Annotated in this window: 20 protein-coding genes and 1 pseudogene; 15 read left to right on the top strand and 6 right to left on the bottom strand. The window is 68.6% G+C overall.

Annotated elements, in window-relative coordinates; genetic code table 11:
- The 5 genes and pseudogenes from ligK (at position 1) to LWW96_RS16490 (ending at position 4060) form a co-directional block, all read left to right on the top strand.
- Positions 1-684: a 4-carboxy-4-hydroxy-2-oxoadipate aldolase/oxaloacetate decarboxylase gene (ligK, locus tag LWW96_RS16510; protein WP_291488890.1), complete on the top strand. Its 684-nt coding sequence runs from the start codon at positions 1-3 to the stop codon at positions 682-684.
- Between the two features lie 79 nt (positions 685-763).
- The gene (locus LWW96_RS16505; protein ID WP_291488888.1) at positions 764-1708 is read left to right on the top strand and encodes an amidohydrolase family protein; all 945 of its coding nucleotides are present in this window, start codon (positions 764-766) and stop codon (positions 1706-1708) included.
- 2 nt (positions 1709-1710) lie between these two features.
- Positions 1711-2079: pseudogene (gene ligA, locus LWW96_RS16500) on the top strand (protocatechuate 4,5-dioxygenase subunit alpha); the annotation flags it as partial.
- A gap of 99 nt (positions 2080-2178) precedes the next feature.
- Positions 2179-3087: a class III extradiol dioxygenase subunit beta gene (locus LWW96_RS16495; protein ID WP_291488931.1), complete on the top strand. Its 909-nt coding sequence runs from the start codon at positions 2179-2181 to the stop codon at positions 3085-3087.
- Between the two features lie 22 nt (positions 3088-3109).
- Positions 3110-4060: a Gfo/Idh/MocA family oxidoreductase gene (locus LWW96_RS16490; protein ID WP_291488886.1), complete on the top strand. Its 951-nt coding sequence runs from the start codon at positions 3110-3112 to the stop codon at positions 4058-4060.
- A gap of 84 nt (positions 4061-4144) precedes the next feature.
- Here LWW96_RS16490 and LWW96_RS16485 read toward each other — a convergent pair whose 3' ends face one another.
- Both LWW96_RS16485 and LWW96_RS16480 read right to left on the bottom strand, forming a co-directional pair.
- Entirely contained in the window at positions 4145-4747 is a 603-nt protein-coding gene (locus LWW96_RS16485; RefSeq protein WP_291488884.1) for an ATP-dependent Clp protease proteolytic subunit, read from the bottom strand.
- Between the two features lie 177 nt (positions 4748-4924).
- A complete protein-coding gene (locus LWW96_RS16480) occupies positions 4925-5278 on the bottom strand; it encodes a FlxA-like family protein (protein ID WP_291488882.1) in 354 nt (117 codons plus the stop codon).
- A gap of 106 nt (positions 5279-5384) precedes the next feature.
- On the opposite strand from LWW96_RS16480, the gene LWW96_RS16475 reads away from it, so the two are divergent.
- Positions 5385-6212 carry a sigma-70 family RNA polymerase sigma factor gene (locus LWW96_RS16475; protein ID WP_291488880.1) on the top strand — a complete coding sequence of 276 codons (828 nt, stop codon included), beginning with the start codon at positions 5385-5387 and terminating at the stop codon, positions 6210-6212.
- A 64-nt stretch (positions 6213-6276) separates the two neighbouring features.
- Positions 6277-6894: a YdeI/OmpD-associated family protein gene (locus tag LWW96_RS16470; protein ID WP_291488878.1), complete on the top strand. Its 618-nt coding sequence runs from the start codon at positions 6277-6279 to the stop codon at positions 6892-6894.
- Between the two features lie 10 nt (positions 6895-6904).
- On the opposite strand, the gene LWW96_RS16465 is transcribed toward LWW96_RS16470, so the two are convergent.
- From LWW96_RS16465 to LWW96_RS16450, 4 genes are all read right to left on the bottom strand, one after another.
- Positions 6905-8017 (bottom strand): MFS transporter, encoded by a 1113-nt coding sequence (locus tag LWW96_RS16465; protein WP_291488929.1) that lies wholly within the window; start codon positions 8015-8017, stop codon positions 6905-6907.
- A gap of 185 nt (positions 8018-8202) precedes the next feature.
- Positions 8203-8688 (bottom strand): PaaI family thioesterase, encoded by a 486-nt coding sequence (locus LWW96_RS16460; protein ID WP_291488876.1) that lies wholly within the window; start codon positions 8686-8688, stop codon positions 8203-8205.
- Positions 8685-9668 carry an MDR family oxidoreductase gene (locus LWW96_RS16455; RefSeq protein ID WP_291488874.1) on the bottom strand — a complete coding sequence of 328 codons (984 nt, stop codon included), beginning with the start codon at positions 9666-9668 and terminating at the stop codon, positions 8685-8687. The genes LWW96_RS16460 and LWW96_RS16455 overlap by 4 nt, the downstream gene beginning before the upstream one ends.
- A gap of 68 nt (positions 9669-9736) precedes the next feature.
- A complete protein-coding gene (locus LWW96_RS16450; protein WP_291488872.1) occupies positions 9737-10375 on the bottom strand; it encodes a TetR/AcrR family transcriptional regulator in 639 nt (212 codons plus the stop codon).
- A gap of 111 nt (positions 10376-10486) precedes the next feature.
- On the opposite strand from LWW96_RS16450, the gene LWW96_RS16445 reads away from it, so the two are divergent.
- The 8 genes from LWW96_RS16445 (at position 10487) to LWW96_RS16410 (ending at position 17934) form a co-directional block, all read left to right on the top strand.
- The gene (locus LWW96_RS16445; RefSeq protein ID WP_291488870.1) at positions 10487-11185 is read left to right on the top strand and encodes a TetR/AcrR family transcriptional regulator; all 699 of its coding nucleotides are present in this window, start codon (positions 10487-10489) and stop codon (positions 11183-11185) included.
- Between the two features lie 90 nt (positions 11186-11275).
- Positions 11276-11812, top strand: coding sequence for a TRAP transporter small permease (locus LWW96_RS16440; RefSeq protein ID WP_291488868.1), 537 nt, complete (start codon positions 11276-11278; stop codon positions 11810-11812).
- Positions 11813-11832: 20 nt separating this feature from the next.
- Complete coding sequence (locus LWW96_RS16435) at positions 11833-13110, top strand: TRAP transporter large permease subunit (protein ID WP_291488866.1); 1278 nt, start codon at positions 11833-11835, stop codon at positions 13108-13110.
- A gap of 45 nt (positions 13111-13155) precedes the next feature.
- Complete coding sequence (locus tag LWW96_RS16430; protein WP_291488864.1) at positions 13156-14160, top strand: TRAP transporter substrate-binding protein; 1005 nt, start codon at positions 13156-13158, stop codon at positions 14158-14160.
- A gap of 61 nt (positions 14161-14221) precedes the next feature.
- Complete coding sequence (locus LWW96_RS16425; RefSeq protein WP_291488863.1) at positions 14222-15055, top strand: shikimate dehydrogenase; 834 nt, start codon at positions 14222-14224, stop codon at positions 15053-15055.
- 26 nt (positions 15056-15081) lie between these two features.
- Positions 15082-15963: a VOC family protein gene (locus tag LWW96_RS16420; protein WP_291488862.1), complete on the top strand. Its 882-nt coding sequence runs from the start codon at positions 15082-15084 to the stop codon at positions 15961-15963.
- Positions 15964-15976: 13 nt separating this feature from the next.
- Positions 15977-16912, top strand: a complete 936-nt coding sequence (locus LWW96_RS16415; RefSeq protein ID WP_291488861.1) for a sugar phosphate isomerase/epimerase family protein — start codon at positions 15977-15979, stop codon at positions 16910-16912.
- Positions 16909-17934 carry an aldo/keto reductase gene (locus LWW96_RS16410; RefSeq protein ID WP_291488860.1) on the top strand — a complete coding sequence of 342 codons (1026 nt, stop codon included), beginning with the start codon at positions 16909-16911 and terminating at the stop codon, positions 17932-17934. Before LWW96_RS16415 ends, LWW96_RS16410 begins: the two co-directional genes overlap by 4 nt.
- The last annotated feature ends 36 nt before the right edge of the window (positions 17935-17970 follow it).

The following is a 17970-nucleotide window of genomic DNA, read 5'->3' as shown; positions in this document are numbered from 1 at the left end:
ATGTATGAACTAGGCGTTGTCTACCGCAACATCACCCGCGCCGACCGCGCAGCCGCCGACGGGCTGGGCGCCCTGGGCTCGGCCACCGTGCACGAGGCCATGGGCCGCGTGGGCCTGCTCAAGCCCTACATGCGCCCCATCCAGAAGGGCGTGCAGGTCAGCGGCACGGCCGTGACGGTGCTGCTGCACCCCGGCGACAACTGGATGATGCATGTGGTGGCCGAGCAGATCCAGCCCGGCGACATCGTGGTGGCTGCCATCACGGCCGAGTGCACCGACGGCTACTTCGGCGACCTGCTGGCCACGTCCTTCCAGGCGCGCGGCGCGCGGGCGCTCATCATCGACGCGGGCGTGCGCGACGTGAAGACGCTCAACGAGATGAACTTCCCGGTGTGGAGCAAGTGCATCTCCAGCAAGGGCTGCATCAAGGCCACCATCGGCTCGGTCAACATCCCCGTGGTCTGCGCGGGCATGCTGGTCTCTCCCGGCGACGTGATCGTGGCCGACGACGATGGCATCGTCTGCGTGCCCGCCGCCCGCGCCGTGCAGACGCTGGAAGCCGCGCAAAAGCGCGAGAGCTTTGAAGGCGAAAAGCGCGCCAAGCTGGCCAGCGGCGTGCTGGGCCTGGACATGTACAAGATGCGCGAGCCGCTGGCGGCCGCAGGGCTGAAGTACATCGATTGACTAAAAATTTTGATTCTTTTTGGCCTCTCGCGCCCGTCCATCAAGCGCGAGCAGCTATCAATTTGAGAGCATCACTGCCATGAGCGAATTCACCAAAACCGAAGGTTTCACCAAAACCCCCGGCTGGCTCGACTGGTACGCCGGGCCCGCCAAGCCCCGCTTCCAGGTGCCCGCAGGCGCGGTGGACGCGCACTGCCACGTGTTCGGCCCCGGCGCGGAGTTCCCCTTCGCGCCCGAGCGCAAGTACACGCCCTGCGACGCCAGCAAGGCGCAGCTGTTTGCGCTGCGCGACCACCTGGGCTTTGCCCGCAACGTGATCGTGCAGGCCACCTGCCACGGCGCCGACAACCGCGCCATGGTGGATGCATGCCTGGCCAGCGCTGGCCGGGCGCGTGGCGTGGCCACGGTGCGCCGCTCCATCACCGACGACGAACTGCAACAGCTGCACGCAGCGGGCGTGCGCGGCGTGCGCTTCAACTTCGTCAAGCGCCTGGTGGACTTCACGCCCAAGGACGAGCTGATGGAGATTGCCGGCCGCATCGCCAAGCTGGGCTGGCACGTGGTGATCTACTTCGAGGCGGTGGACCTGCCCGAGCTGTGGGACTTCTTCACCAGCCTGCCCACCACCGTGGTGGTGGACCACATGGGCCGGCCCGATGTGAGCAAGCCCATCGGCGGGCCGGAGTTCCAGCTGTTCCTGAAGTTCATGCGCGAGCACCCCAACGTGTGGAGCAAGGTCAGCTGCCCCGAACGCCTGTCCGTGACCGGCCCCAAGGCATTGAACGGCGAGCAGAAGGCCTACCAGGACGTGGTGCCCTTTGCCCGCAAGGTGGTCGAGGAGTTCCCCGATCGCGTGCTGTGGGGTACCGACTGGCCGCACCCCAACCTCAAGGATCACATGCCCGACGACGGTCTTCTGGTGGATTTCATCCCGCACATTGCGCCCACGGCCGAGCTGCAGCGCAAGCTGCTGGTGGACAACCCGATGCGGCTCTATTGGCCCGAAGAAGTGAAGGTGAAGTAGCCATGGCCCTGGACAAACCGTACAAGGACGTGCCCGGCACGACCATCTTCGACGCCGACCAGAGCCGCAAGGGCTATTGGCTCAACCAGTTCTGCATGAGCCTGATGAAGGCCGAGAACCGCGCGCGCTTCAAGGCCGACGAAGACGCCTACCTGGCCGAATGGCCCATGACCGACGAGCAGAAGGCGGCGGTGCGCGCGCGCGACCTGAACTGGGCCATGCGCACGGGCGGCAACATCTACTTTCTGGCCAAGCTGGGCGCGACGGACGGCCTCTCGTTCCAGCAGATGGCAGGCAGCATGACCGGCATGAGCGAACACGCCTACCGCGACATGATGATCGCGGGCGGCCGCAGCCCCGAGGGCAACCGCTATGCCGGCGAAAGCGGCAATGCGCAAGGCCCCGCCGCGCAGTCCGAGGCCTGGAAGGAATGGGAGCTGACCCACCAGGAAGCCCTGGCCGCGCAGATCCTGGGCGACCACGCCGCGCGCCAGACGGCCGGGGCGGATGCAACGGCCGGCCACGCGCGCATCACGGCCTCCGTCTACACCTCGCACGTGCCCGCCATCGGTGCCGCCATCGACCTGGGCAAGACCGGCGAGCCGTACTGGCAGCCGCTGTTTGCGGGCTACGAGCCGTCCAAGAAATGGATGGAGGAAAACCGCCCCGACGTGGTCTTCCTGGTCTACAACGACCACGCCACCAGCTTTGACCTCGGCATGATTCCCACCTTTGCCATCGGCACGGCGGCCGAGTTCGAGCCCGCCGACGAGGGCTATGGCCCGCGCCCCGTGCCCAAGGTGATGGGGCACCCCGAGCTGGCCTCGCACATCGCGCAGTCGGTCATCCAGCAGGACTTTGACCTCACCATCGTCAACGAACTGCAGGTGGACCACGGCCTGACCGTGCCGATGAACCTGCTCTTCGGTTCGCCCGAGGCCTGGCCCGTCAAGGTCATCCCGTTCGCCGTCAACGTGGTGCAGTACCCCGTGCCCTCGGGGCAGCGCTGCTTCCAGCTCGGCCAGGCCATCCGCCGCGCCATCGAATCGTTCGATGCGCCGCTGAAGGTGCAGATCTGGGGCACGGGCGGCATGAGCCACCAGCTGCAGGGCCCGCGCGCGGGCCTCATCAACAAGGAATGGGACAACCAATTCCTCGACCGCCTCATCGCCGAGCCCGCCGAATTGGCCAAGGTGCCGCACATCGAATACGTGCGCGAAGCCGGCAGCGAAGGCATCGAGCTGGTGATGTGGCTGATCGCTCGCGGCGCCATGAGCGACGTGGCCGGCACCGGCCCCGCGCCCAAGGTGGCGCACCGCTTTTTCCATGTGCCTGCCAGCAATACGGCGGTGGGGCACCTGATTCTTGAGAACCAATAAATAAGCTAAGGAACAACCGACCATGACCATCAAAGTCGCACTCGCCGGCGCTGGTGCCTTCGGCATCAAGCACCTGGACGGCATCAAGAATATCGACGGCGTCGAAGTCGTCTCCCTCATCAGCCGCGATCTGGCCAAGACCCAGGAAGTGGCCGACAAGTACGGCATCAAGCACGTCACCACCGACCTGGCCGACAGCCTGGCCATCAAGGAAGTGGACGCCGTGATCCTGTGCACGCCCACGCAGATGCACGCCAGCCAGTCGATCGCCTGCATGGAAGCCGGCAAGCACGTGCAGGTCGAGATCCCGCTGTGCGACGTGCTGGCCGATGGCGAGAAGGTCGTCGCCCTGCAAAAGCAGACCGGCCTGGTGGCCATGTGCGGCCACACGCGCCGCTTCAACCCCAGCCACCAGTACGTGCACAAGAAGATCACTGCGGGCGAGTTCAACATCCAGCAGATGGATGTGCAGACCTACTTCTTCCGCCGCACCAACATGAACGCGCTGGGCCAGCCCCGCAGCTGGACGGATCACCTGCTGTGGCACCACGCCGCCCACACGGTGGACCTGTTCGCCTACCAGGCCGGCAGCCCCATCGTCAAAGCCAACGCCATCCAGGGCCCCATCCAAAAGGACCTGGGCATCGCCATGGACATGAGCATCCAGCTGAAGGCCGCCAACGGCGCGATCTGCACGCTCTCCTTGAGCTTCAACAACGACGGCCCGCTGGGCACCTTCTTCCGCTACATCGGCGACACCGCCACCTACATCGCGCGCTACGACGATCTGGTGAACGGCAAGGAAGAGAAGATCGACGTGAGCCAGGTGGATGTGTCGATGAACGGCATCGAGCTGCAGGACCGCGAGTTCTTCGCCGCCATCCGGGAAGGCCGCGAGCCCAACGCCAGCGTGGCGCAGGTGCTGCCGTGCTACCAGGTGCTGAACCAGTTGGAGCAACAGCTGAACGGCTGAGATTCAAGCCAAATTGGCTGCTAGCGCTTTCCCATAAAGCGCTAGTAGCTATCAATTTAGTAGTGAAAATCGGGCGTCACATCCTTATCGCAGCTGCGCCTTGTGCTCGATGATGCGCGACACCAGCCCGTAGTCCACCGCCTCTTCGGCCGACAGCCAGCGGTCGCGTTCGATGTCGGCCAGTACCATCTCCAGCGGCTTGCCCGTCTGGCGGGCGATGGTGCGCGCAATGCGCTCGCGCGCCTTCACGATCTCGCGGGCCTGGATGGCGATGTCGCTGGCCGGGCCGCCGGCCCCGCCGCTGGGCTGGTGGATTAGAAAGCGGGTGTTGGGCAGGCACACCCGCCGCTCACGCGGCGCCGCCAGGTACAGGTGCGTGGCCGCGCTGCCCACCCAGCCGGTGCCAATCATGTTGACCGGCGCGGCGATGAAGCGCACCAGGTCGTGCAGGGTGTCGCCCGATTCCAAATGCCCGCCGGGCGAGCTGACCAGCAGGTCGATGGGTTCGGCGCTGTCGGCATCCAGCGCAATCAGCCGCCGCGCCACATCGGCGGCCAGGGTGTCGGTGATGGTGCCGAAGACCAACAGGGTGCGGGCCTTGAAGGCTTTTTCTTCCAGGTACGAGGTGCGGGGCTCGGTGCTGGGGCTGGGCCCGGAAGGGAGTGCGGGGTTGTCTGGCGTGTCCATAAGACGGCAAGTCCTTGCAGAGAGTGACAGGACTGCCATGACGAACGAGCCGCACCGCGCGTGACATGCCCCGCTCTCGCCAGCCCGCTGCCACGCGCCGCCCCCGGGGCAATGCTCGGGCAGCGCGCCGCGCCTCGGAGCCCATGCCGAGCGGCCGTCCACCCCGGTGGGCGCAGGTCAGGCGTAGGTATCGACGTTGTTGCCCAGCCCAGCGGGTTGATGCTTCGCCGACGAGGCCTTCTGCTGCTGCGCAGCGCTGGCCGCCGCGCCTTCGGCCTTTGCGGCCTGGGCCCGTTGCTGCTCTTGCTGCTGCGCGCGCTGTATCGCCGTAATCTGGGCTTGCACCATCTGAATCTGGGCCTGCAGCACCTTGGCTTTCTGTTGCTTGGCCTTGGCATCCATGTCGGAGCTGGCCACGCCCTTGAGTTCCTCGGTCAGCTCGCGCAGCTGCTTTTGCAGCTTGGCGATGTCGCTGCTGCCGCTGGAGGAAGAAATCTGGCCGGTGGTGGATGTCGTGCTGGCAATTTGCATGCATGGTTATCGGCACGGCGCAGGGAAAGTTGACTGGCGCGATCACTTCTTGCCGGTCTTCCCCTGTCGACGTGCGGTCGGCTCCCGCCTGTGGCACCATGCCGCGATGCAGAACGATGAACACCGGATGGCGCTGATGAATGCCAGCCGCAGCACCCTGCTGCGCGCCGCCACGCGCCTGCTGGGCCCGGCCGAGGCCGAGGACGCCGTGCAGGACGCATATGTGCGTGCGCTGGAGGCCCGAACCCCGGCGCTCAATGCGGCGCAGGCCTGGCTGCTGACAGTGGTGCGCAACCTGGCCATCGACCGGCTGCGGCGGCGCCAGTGGATGGCGCAGTGGCTGGCGGAAGCGGCCCAGGCGGCACAGGGGGACGCGGCCGGCAGGGCCGCCCCCTCGGCGGAGGCCGATGCGGCCCTGGCGCAGCAGGCCACATGGGCGCTGCGGCGGCTGGCCGCGAGCGTGGCGCCGGCGGAGGGCGCTGCGGTGCTGCTGCATGCGGTGTTCGACGCCAGCCATGCCGAACTCGCGCAGGCCAGTGGTCGCACCGAAGCGGCCAGCCGCCAGCAGCTGCGCCGCGCGTTGCAGCGTCTGCGGTCGGCGGCACACGGCCCCCGCAACGGCAGTGAGGGCGATGGGTGCGATGCACCCCGAAGCCCCGACCCTGGCGTGCTGCGCCTGTACCTGCAGGCGCTGCAATCGCGGGACCCGCAGGCCCTCTGGGGGCTGCTGCGCCAGCCGCCCGTCAGTGCGCAGGCGGTGCACCGCTCGGTGCAACACGCGCCGCCGCATGCCGCGCTCGCCCCGGCCACGGTGGGTGGCGTGGTGCAGGTGGGCGGGCAGCTGGGGCTGGTGCTCACGCTCGACGGGGTGGCGCTTTGCGTGCTGCCGCTGGGGCCCCGCGCCGAGCAAGCGCACGACGCGGTGGTGGGCTGACCGGCGCACCCGCAGTTGCGGCCGGCCGGAAAACGCAAGACAACAGCAGGCTTGCAGCACCGCCATGACCCAGCAGACCCCGCCTACCTTCTTTGCCACTCCGCAAGCCTTCCGCCGGTGGCTGGAGCGCCACGCGGCCAGCGCGCAGGAGCTGCTGGTGGGCTTTCACAAAGTCGGTTCGGGCCGCCCCAGCATGGGCTGGTCGGAATCGGTGGATGAAGCCCTGTGCTTCGGCTGGATCGACGGCGTGCGGCGGCGCATTGACGAGCACACGTATTCGATCCGCTTCACTCCGCGCAAGCCTTCCTCGATCTGGAGCGCGGTCAACATCGCCAAGGTGGAGCAGCTGCAGGCAGCGGGCCGCATGACGCCTGCGGGGCTGGCGGCCTTTGCGCACCGCCAGGCCCACAAGTCGGTCATCTACTCGCACGAGCAGCCGGCTGCGGCCGAGCTGCCGGCGCCCCTGCAGCGCGCCTTCCAGCGCAACAAGGCCGCGTGGCGCTTCTTTCAGGAATCCACGCCGCCCAGCTACCGCAAGAGCATGCTGCACTGGGTCCTGTCTGCCAAGCGGGACGCCACCCGGGAGGCGCGGTTTGCGGAACTGCTCGCCGCCTGCGCGGCAGGCCAGCGCATCGATCTGTGGGCGAAACGCCCTCCGGCGAAGGGCTCTGCTGCCGCGTGAGTGCTGTCCGTCAGGACTTCCTCGCCCACAGCCCCAGCAGCGCCAGCACGCTGAAAACCGCCCCGGCGTAGAACGTGAACGACGCGCCCAGCCGGTCCCACAGCAGCCCTGCCACCACACTGGCCAGCAGCATGGCCACGCCGCTCACCAGGTTGAAGAAGCCATAGGCTGTGCCGCGCAGGTCGGCCGGAGCCGTGTCCGCCACCATGGTGGCCAGCAGGCCCTGCGTCATGCCCATGTGCACGCCCCACAGCGCCACGCCGGCCAGCACGGTGGTCCAGTGGCCGTCCGCCGCCAGCACCAGATCGGCCGCGATGAGCACCACCAGGCCCCAGGCCAGCAGTGTCTTGTGCTGCATGCGGTCGGACAGCTTGCCAAACGGGTAGGCCGATGCGGCGTACACCAGGTTCATGGCCACCATCACCAGCGGCACCAGGGCCACGGCGATGCCGCTTTGCTGCGCGCGCAGCACGAGGAAGGCCTCGCTGAAGCGCGCCAGCGTGAAGACGGCACCCACGCCCACCACCCACCAGTAGGCGCCGCTCAAGCGCCGCAGGTTGTCGCGCCGGATCGGGTTGGTGCGTGGCGCACCGGTGGCGCGCTCGGGCTCGCGCACGCACCACAGCAGCAGCGCCACGGCCAGCAGGCCGGGAATCACCGCCACCCAGAACACGGCGCGGAAATCGTTGGCCCACCACAGCATCAGCCCCACGGCCAGCAGCGGCCCGAGAAAGGCGCCCACCGTGTCCAGCGACTGCCGCAGGCCGAAGGCCGCGCCCCGCATCTCGGGTGGCGCGATGTCGGCCACCAGCGCGTCGCGCGGCGCGCCGCGCACGCCCTTGCCCACGCGGTCGAGCAGCCGTGCCGTGAGCACGATGCCGGTGCCCGGCGCCAGCGCAAACAGCGGCTTGGTCAGCGCGCCCAGCGCGTAGCCGAACACGGCCAGGCCCTTGCGCTTGCCCAGGTAGTCGCTCAACGCGCCGGAAAACACCTTGACGATCAGCGCCGTGGATTCGGCCAGCCCTTCGATCACGCCCACCGTGAGCGCGCTGGCGCCCAGGGTGCCCACCATGAACAGCGGCAGCAGGCTGTGGATCATCTCGGAGGAGATGTCCATCAGCATGCTCACCAGGCCCAGCACCCAGATCGCGGGCGGAATGCGCCGCAGCGGCGTGTGCGAGGGCGGCGAGGGCGGTGAGTCAGGAGGTGCGGAGGAAGAAGCAGGGGAGGTGGCCATGGTGCGGGGCAGCCCACGAGGAGAGGGCGCCATTTTCCTTCAGCCGATGGGGCAGCCGGTGTGGCGGCCGTTCACTCCTGCAGGCGCAGCGCCAGCATCTCTGCCTGCGCGCACACCTCGCCGCCGGCGCTGAGCGCCAGGTCGATCCAGACCTTGCGGCCTTCGATGGCACGCAGGCGTCCGGTGATGAGCAGCTCGGTGCCCATGGGGGTGGGGCGCTTGAAGTCCACCTTGAGCGAGGCCGTCACGTACCGCCCGCGGGGCTGCACGCCCGCAGCGCCGGCCGCTTCCGGGCCTTCGGCGCGCCGGGCAAAGGCGGCCGCCGAAGCGGTGCCGTGGCAGTCGAGCAGCGAGGCAATGAGGCCGCCGTACACATGGCCGGGCACGCCGCCGCTGTATTCGGGGCGGGGCGTGTAGCGCGCCACGGTCTCGTCGTCGCCGTTCCAGCGGCTCTTGAGCTGGTGCCCCTGCGGGTTGAGCCGGCCGCAGCCGTAGCAGTGGCTGAACCGGTCGGCGTAGAGATCCTGGAATGCGGGTTCCATCGGCGCGGCGGTCATGGGTTCACGTCCACCACAATGCGGCCGCGGACCTGGCCGCTGAGCAGCTGCGGCGCCAGGACCAGGGCTTCTTGCAGCCCGACGGTGCGGCTGATGTCGCCCAGCCGGTCGAGATCGAGATCGCTGGCCAGCCGCTGCCAGGCCTGCAGCCGGTCTGCGCGGGGGCACATCACGCTGTCGATGCCGGCGAGCGTCACCCCGCGCAGGATGAAGGGCGCCACCGTGGCCGGCAGGTCCATGCCGCCGGCCAGGCCGCAGGCCGTCACCACGCCGCGGTATTTCATCGTGGCGCACACGTTGGCCAGCACCTGGCTGCCCACCACGTCCACCGCGCCCGCCCAGCGCTCCTTGCCCAGCGGCTTGCCGGGGCCGGTGAACTGGGCGCGGTCCAGCACCTCGGCGGCACCCAGGCGCTGCAGGTAGGCCGCGTCGTGCGGCCGTCCGGTCGCGGCCACCACCGTGTACCCCAGCCGGGCCAGCAGGGCGACCGCCACGCTGCCGACGCCGCCGGCCGCGCCGGTGACCAGCACTTCACCGTCGGCGGGCCGCACGCCGTACCGCTCCAGCGCCATCACGCACAGCATGGCGGTGTAGCCGGCGGTGCCGATGGCCATGGCCTGCTGCGGCGTGAACGCGGCGGGCAAGGGAATCAGCCAGTCGCCCTGAAGCCGCGCTTTCTGCGCCAACCCGCCCCAGTGGGTTTCTCCCACGCCCCAGCCGTTGAGCAGCACCGCGTCCCCGGGCTGGTAGTCCGGGTGCGCGCTGCTTTCCACCACGCCGGCCAGGTCAATGCCCGGCACCATGGGGAATTTGCGCACCACCGGCGCTTTGCCGGTGAGGGCGAGGGCATCCTTGTAGTTGAGCGTGGAATGGCTGACGCGCACCGTCACGTCGCCCGGCGGCAGCTGCGCGTCGTCGAGGCTGCGCACGGCCGCGCGGTAGCCTGTGTCGTCTTTCTCGATCAGAAGGGCTTGGAACATCTGCGGGGTCTCTCCAGGTGGGTTCGGAAACGGCGGGGAAGGATGGGGAAGGAAGGGCGAGGGCGGAGCTACCGGGCGTTGAAGCCGGCGAAGAAGAAGCGGGCAAAGACGTCCAGCGGCTCCGGGCTCTGTTCGAGCTTGGAGCGCAGCACCGCACCCTCCCAGCCGATCCAGAAAAATGCCGCGACCTGCTGCACGTCCACGGCCGGGGCCAGCTCGCCGGCCTGCTGTGCCTGGGCCAGGCAGGCGGCCAGGCGGCGCTGCCAGTCGGCGAACGTGGCCTGCAGCTGCGCGCGAAAGCTCTCGGGCAGCGCGCCCATTTCCTGTCCCAGGTTGCCGATCAGGCAGCCGCGCCGGTAGCCGAAGCGCGCCATGCCCGCCTTCGCGTCGTCCACGAAGGTGTGCATCCGCGCCAGCGGCGTCAGCGCCGGGTTGCAGAGGTGCCGGTCCAGCTTGCGGGCGAAGAAGTCGCCGTAGCGCGCGATGAGCGCCAGGCCGAAGGCTTCCTTGCTGTCGAAGTAATGGTAGAACGACCCTTTGGGAACGCCCGCGCGGACCAGGATGGTCTCGAGGCCGGCGGCGGCAAAGCCCTTCTCGGTCAAGGTCTCCAGCCCCGCACGCAAGAGCAGCTCGCGCGTGTCCGCGAGGCCGGCCCGCGGGCGGGGCGGCCGACCGCGGCGGGGGGCACGGGCTGCCAATGTCTCCATGGCGCGATATTAGACCGGTTGTCTTGGAAATTCCAGCCGTCCCCTGCCCCAGGCCCGCTCCGCCGTGCATTCCGGTCGGGGCGCCGTCCAGGTGCCGCCTATACTTCACGAATGAACCAGACGGTACATGGGCCAGCAACGCGCGCCAGCGCGCGGAAGTCGTCGCCGAAGCGTGCGACCACCCGCACCAACGACCCCGAACGCACGATGGCCGGCATCCTGGAGGTGGCCACGGCCGAGTTCGCCGCCAAGGGGCTGGACGGAGCGCGCATTGACGCGATCGCGGACGCCACCCACACCAGCAAGCGGATGATCTACTACTACTTCGGTAGCAAGGAAGGTCTGTACCTCGCCGTGCTGGAGGAGGCGTACCGCCGCATGCGCGCCATCGAGTCGCAGCTGCACCTGGAAGACCTGACGCCCGAGGCGGCCATGGCCGCGCTCGTGGGGTTCACCTTCGACCACCACCTCGACCACCAGGACTTCATCCGCCTGGTGATGACGGAGAACATGCAGCGCGGCCAGTACCTGGCGCGCAGCAAGATGATCCAGGAGCTGAACGTTCCGGCCATCCAGGCCATCCAGGACCTCTACGACCGGGGCGTGGCGCAGGGGGTGTTCCGCGCGGGGCTGGACGCCATCGATATCCATGCCTCCATCTCGGCCCTGAGCTTCTTCAACGTGTCCAACCAGTACACGTTCGACATGATCTTCAAGCGCAGCACCCTCACGCCCGCCCAACGGGCCGTGCGCCGCCAAAGCGTGGTCGACATGGTGCTGCGCTTCGTGCGCCATTCCAACCCGGCATAACTGGTAGAACCTGCGCTGCCCTGCAGATAGGGAAAAACGCGAATGCGTAGAAACTAACCAGTTCGTACATTACGAACCGGAGGCAATTTCATGAACCAAGTGATTGCGCGCATGTGCTGGCTGATCGACCAGATGATCGCGGCCATGCTGGCTGTGATGGTCGTTCTCGTGTTCGGCAACGTGGTGCTGCGCTATGTATTCAATTCCGGCATCAGCGTGTCGGAAGAGCTCTCGCGCTGGCTGTTCGTGTGGCTGACTTTCCTTGGGGCCGTCGTGGCGCTGCACGAGCGCGCACACCTGGGCTCCGACATGCTGGTGGGGCGCCTGGGTCCGCTGGGCCGCAAGCTGTGCCTGGGGCTGTCCTACGTGGCCATGCTGGGGGTCTGCTGGCTCGTGTTCCGCGGTGCGCTGGAGCAGACTCAAATCAACCGGGAGACGGCCAGCGCGGTCATGGAGGTGCCGGTGGCGCTGTTCTATGCCTGCGGTGTGGTGTTCGCCGTGCTGGCTGCCTTGATCCTGTTGCGCGATCTGGTGCGCCTGCTGCGGGGCGAACTGTCGGCGGACGAGTTGCAGATGTTCCAGGAAAGCGAAGAGCGCCCCCATGCCGACGGCGCGGATCCGCGCTGAGCCCGCACCGGAGATTCCCCATGACACTGGCCATTTTTCTCGGATCGCTGCTGGGCGCCATGGCGCTGGGCATCCCCATCGCCTTTTCCCTGCTGATCTGCGGCGCCGCGCTGATGTGGCACCTGGACCTGTTTGACGCGCAGATCCTGGCGCAGAACCTCATCAACGGGGCGGACAGCTTTCCGCTGCTGGCCGTGCCGTTCTTCATGCTCGCGGGCGAACTGATGAATGCCGGCGGCCTGTCGCGCCGCATCGTGCAGTTCGCCATGGCCCTGGTCGGGCACATTCCGGGTGGGCTGGGCTATGTCGCCATCGTCGCGGCCGTGATCATGGCCGCGCTGTCCGGCTCGGCGGTGGCGGACGCCGCCGCCCTGGGCGCCTTGCTGCTCCCGATGATGGTGGCCGCGGGGCACGACCGGGCCCGCTCCGCGGGGCTGATCTCGGCGGCCAGCATCATCGCGCCCGTCATTCCCCCCAGCATCGGCTTCGTGATCTTTGGCGTGGCCGCCAACGTCTCCATCTCCAAGCTGTTCCTTGCAGGCATCTTCCCCGGCGTGCTGCTGGCTGTGTCCCTGTGGGGCACCTGGTGGTGGATTGCACGGCGCGAGCCGGTGGCCCCCGCGCCCCGGAAGACCCGCACCGAGGTGCTGCAGGCCCTGCGGCAGGCGACGTGGGCCCTCGTGCTGCCGGTGATCGTGGTGTTCGGCCTGAAGTTCGGCATCTTCACGCCCACCGAGGCGGCCGTTGTGGCCGCGGTGTACGCGCTGCTCGTGTCCACCCTGGTGTACCGCGAAATCGGCCTGCGCGACCTGCGCCGCCTGTTCATCAGCGCGGGCAAGACCAGCGCAGTGGTCATGTTCCTGGTGGCTGCGGCCATGGTGTCCGCCTGGCTCATCACGGTGGCCCAGCTGCCCGCGCAGGTGGTCGTGCTGCTGCAGCCCCTGCTGGACAACCCCCGCGTGCTGATGCTGGCGATCATGGTGCTGGTGATGGTCGTGGGCACGGCGCTGGACATGACGCCCACCATCCTGCTGCTCACGCCGGTGCTGATGCCGGTGGTCAAGGCGGCCGGCATCGACCCGGTGTACTTCGGGGTGCTGTTCATCATCAACAACGCCATCGGGCTGATCACGCCCCCGGTGGGCACGGTGCTCAATACCGTGGCTGGGGTGGGCAAGGTCAGCATGGACGAAGTCACCCGCGGCGTCATGCCCTTCATGGTGGCGCAGTTCGTGGTGATGTTCCTGATGGTCGCCTTCCCGCAGCTGGTGATGGTGCCCGCGCGCTGGTTCTATTGACGCTGCCCCCCGCTTCCCCCGATTTCCAACCCCCGGAGACAACGCATGAAACGCCTTCTTCTCAAGACCCTCATTGCCGCCCTGGCCGTCGGCGCCGTCGGCCTCGCCGCGGCGCAGGACCTCCGTGAGCGATCGTTCAAGCTCGCCTTGCAGAACCCCAAGGGCCACCCCCTGGCCAGCGGCGCGGAAAAGTTTGCCGAGATCGTGGCGGCACGCTCCGGCGGCAAGCTGAAGGTGAATGTGTTCCCGGGCGGCACGCTGGGCGGTGACGCGGCCAACGTGAGCGCCCTGCAAGGCGGCACCATCGAGATGGTGGTGCTGAACTCGGGCATCCTCGCGGCCCAGGTGAAGGAGTTCGTGGTCTACGACTTCCCGTTCATGTTCGCCAACGCGAAAGAGGCCGATGCCGTGGTGGACGGCCCCTTCGGCCAGAAGCTGCACGCGAAGCTGCAGGACAAGGGCATCGTGGGCCTGGCCTATTGGGAGCTGGGTTTTCGCCAGCTGACCAACGGCCGCCGCCCCGTCACCAAGGTCGAGGACATCGCGGGGCTGAAGCTGCGCGTGATCCCCAACCCGATCAACATCGACTGGGTGAAGGCGCTGGACGCCAACCCGACGCCCCTGGCCTTCCCCGAGCTCTATGCGGCGCTGGAGCAAAAGGCCGTGGACGGGCAGGAAAACCCCATCAGCGTCATCCAGGCCAACAAGTTCTCCGAGGTGCAGAAGTACCTCACGCTGACCAACCACCAGTACAACCCGCAGTCCGTCATCTTCAGCAAGAAGGTCTGGGACGGGCTGAACGCCGCCGAGCGCAAGGTGCTGCAGGACGCCGCCGTGGAGGCCGGCAAGTTCCAGCGCCAGCTGACGCGCGAGCAAGCCAGCGGCAGCGTGGACGAGCTGCGCAAGGCCGGCATGCAGATCACCGAGTTCTCGCCCGCGGAAACCGCCAAGCTGCGCGAGCGCATGAAGCCCGTGATCGAGAAGCACGGCGCGCCCATCGCGGACACCGTCAAGGAGCTGCAGGCCGCGCTGGACTCGCTGCGCAAATGACACCGCTGCGGCGCGGGCCCCGGCCCGCGCCGCTCCTTCACCGATCCCTTCTGGCCAATCCATGATCCGCGGCACGACTTCCCTCATCGCCCACATCGGCTACCCCACGTTCACGTTCAAGTCGCCGATGATCTACAACCCCTATTTCGAGCACGCCGGCATCGATTCGGTGGTGGTTCCCATGGGGTGCCAGGCGCAGGACTACCCGGACCTGCTGCGCTCGGTGTTCCGCCTGGCCAACATCCAGGGGGCGCTGATCACCATGCCCCACAAGGTCACGACCGTGGCCTTGCTGGACGAGGCGAGCCCGGCCGTGCGCATTGCGGGCGCGTGCAACGCCGTGCGGCGCGATGCGCAGGGCCGCTTGCAGGGCGATCTGTTCGATGGCGAGGGCTTTGTGCGCGGCGTGGGCCGCAAGGGCCTGCTGCTGCAGGGGGCGAGTGCGCTGGTGGTGGGCACGGGCGGCGTGGGGTCGGCCATCGCGGCCTCCCTGGCGGCGGCGGGCGTGGCGCGGCTGCAGCTGTTCGACGTGAACAGCGCCTCGGCCGACGGCCTGGCCCAGCGGCTGAAGGCCTGCTACCCCGGCCTGGCCGTGGCCACCGGCACGCGGGACCCGGCCGGCATGGAACTGGTGGTGAACGCCACGCCGCTGGGCATGCACGAAGGCGACCCCCTGCCGCTGGACGTGGACCGCCTGCAGCCGGGCACCTTCGTCGGCGAGGTGGTGATGCGCGCCGAAATGACCGCCTTCCTGCAGGCCGCGCAGGCGCGGGGCTGCCGCGTGCAGGTGGGCTCGGACATGCTGTTCGAGCAGATCCCCGCCTACCTGGAGTACTTCGGCCTGCCCGTGGCCACCCCCGAGCAGCTGCGGGCACTGGCCCGCCTGGACGCCTGACGCAAAGCAAAGCCCCTTTGGAAGGAATGCCCGTGAATTCATCGCACCGCGAAGAGGTCCCCGACCTGCCCAACCGCCTGGGCATCGAGGGCATCGAGTTCATCGAATACGCCACCAGCCGCCCGCAGGCGCTCGGCCAGGTGCTCGAGCGCATGGGGTTTCGCCCCGTGGCGCGCCACCGCTCGCGCGAAGTCACGCTGTACCGCCAGGGCAGCATGAACTTGGTGGTGAACGCCAACCCCGACGATGCCCGCGTGAGCGCGACGGTGGACGGCCATCCCGTGCTGTCCGCCGTGGCGCTGCGGGTGCGGGACGCGCTGCAGGCCCACCGGCGCTGCCTGGAACTGGGCGCCTGGGCCGTGGCCAGCCACGCGCAGGCCATGGAGCTGCACATCCCGGCCATCCACGGGCCGGGTGCCAGCCGCTTCTATTTCGTGGACCGGTGGCAGGAGTTTTCCATCTACGACATCGACTTCACGCCCATCCCGACGGTGGACCCGCACCCGCCAGCCGTGGCGGGCCTGGGGTATTTCGGGGTCGTCCAGTACATCGGCTGCGACCGCGCGGCGGACTGGATCGCCTACTACGAGCACATGTTCGACTTCCGGCTGCTGCCGGACGAGGAACGCTTTGGCATCCTGCCCAAGGGCAAGCTGATGCGCAGCCCCTGCGGGCGCTTCCTGTGGCAGCTGATCGAGCCCGACGCGGGCCTGGAGCACGACGCCACGCCGGAGTGCCTGCAGCGCATCGGGTTCGGCACCCCCGATGTTGGCGCCGCCGTGGCGGCCCTCAAGGCCCGCGGCGTGGAGTTCGTGGAGTCCCACCGGCTGCACCCTGAAGACCGCGGCGCCCTCACGCGCACGGCGCTGGAGTCGGTGGCCTTTGAGCTGGTGCACCAGGATGCGTGAGGAGGCCGTGATGATGAGCGCAGGCGCCCTGGCCGGGTACGGCATGGACACCATCACCCTGGCCGGCCCGCTGGAGGCCAAGCTGGACGCCATGCGGCGCGCGGGCTTCAGCCAGGTGATGCTGAGCGCGCGCGACCTGGTGGGCCACCCCGGCGGCGTGCCGGCCGCGGCCGAGGCCGTGCGCGCCAGCGGCATGCGCCCGACGGGGTTCCAGGTGCTGCGTGACTTTGAAGGCCTGTCCGGCCACCTGCACCACTACAAGGTCGATATTGCCAAGGCCATGCTGGAGATGTGCGCGGCCACCGGCAGCCGGGTGCTGCTGGCCTGCTCGTCCACCTCGCGCCACGCCACGGAAGACCGGGACGCGATCGCGCGGGACTTGCGCAAGCTCGCGATGCTGGCCATACCGTTCGGCATCCGCGTGGCCTACGAAGGCCTCTCCTGGGGCCGCACCATCAACGAGTTCACCAGCGGCTGGGATGTGGTGTGCCGCGCCGACTGCCCCAACCTGGGGGTGGGGCTGGACTCGTTCCATATCTTTGCCGCCCAGACGCCCCTGGCGGCGCTGGCCGAGATCGACCCCGCGCGCATCTTCCTGGTGCAGCTGTCGGACTTCATGTGGAACGAAACCCCCACGTTCGAGGACCGCATGACCACGGCCCGCACCTTCCGCGTGTTTCCCGGCGAGGGCGTGCACAGCGAGCAGCTGGCCGACCTGGTGCTGCGGCTGGACCGCATCGGCTACCGGGGCGACTACAGCTTCGAGGTCTTCAACGACGACTACCAGCAGCTGCCGCTGGACGTGGTGGCCGCGCGTGCGCGCCGCAGTGCGCTGTGGCTGCACAACGACGTGCTGCACCGCGCCGCGCCCCTGCCGGAGTGGACGGCGGCGCAGGGGCGCCCGCAGGGCCACACAGGCCGCGCCATCGCGGCACAATCCTTGCCATGAACACCCGAACCTTAGGCCCCTTTTCCGTCAGCGCCATCGGCCTGGGCTGCATGAACCTCAGCCACGCCTACGGCGCCCCCGTCAGCCCCGAACAGGGCGAGCGCGTGCTGCTGGCCGCGCTCGATGCGGGCGTGACGCTGTTCGACACCGCCACGCTCTACGGCTTTGGCGCCAATGAAACCCTGGTGGGCCGCGTGATGAAGCCGCACCGCCACCGCTTCACCCTGGCCAGCAAATGCGGCATGCAGGGCGTGGACGTGAACGGCGACGGCAAGCTGGTGCGCGTGATCGACGGCCGCCCCGCGACCCTGCGCCAGACCTGTGAGGACAGCCTGCGCCGCCTGCAGACGGACGTCATCGACCTGTACTACCTGCACCGCTGGGACCGGCAGGTGCCCATCGAGGACAGCGTCGGCGCGCTGGCCGACCTGGTGCGCGCAGGCAAGATCCGCAGCATCGGTCTGTCGGAGGTTTCGGCCGCCACGCTGCGCCGTGCGCATGCGGTGCATCCGATTGCCGCCGTGCAGACCGAATATTCGCTGTGGACGCGCAACCCCGAGATCGCGGTGCTGGACGCCTGCCGCGCACTGGGCGTGGCCTTCGTGGCCTTCAGCCCCGTGGCGCGGGGCTTTCTGTGCGGCGAGCTGCGCGACGTGGCCACGCTGGATGCCAAGGACATTCGCCGCGCCATGCCGCGTTTTGCTCCGCAGGCCTATGCCGCCAACCTGCAGCTGCTGGACGGGTACCTGCAGGTGGCGCGCGACGTGGGCTGCACGCCCGCCCAGCTGGCGCTGGCCTGGCTGCTGCACCGGGGCGAGCACATCATTCCCATCCCGGGCACCACGCGCGTGGAGCACCTGCACGACGACCTGGGGGCCGTGAACGTGCGGCTGGACGCCGCCACCCTGGCGCGCCTGAACGCGCTGATCAATGAACGCACGGTGGTGGGCCCCCGCTACAACGCGCAGAACGCCAGCGAAGTGGATACCGAGAACTTCGAAGACGCTGCGCCGCAGGGCTGAGCGGCCTGCCCAGCAGGGCTGCGCAGGGCGCGGCAG

The organism is Acidovorax sp. (assembly GCF_021287135.1).
Taxonomy (GTDB): Bacteria; Pseudomonadota; Gammaproteobacteria; order Burkholderiales; family Burkholderiaceae_C; genus Acidovorax.
The sequence above is the reverse complement of the archived record's forward strand: the minus strand, read 5'-3'. Positions and strand labels throughout refer to the sequence as shown.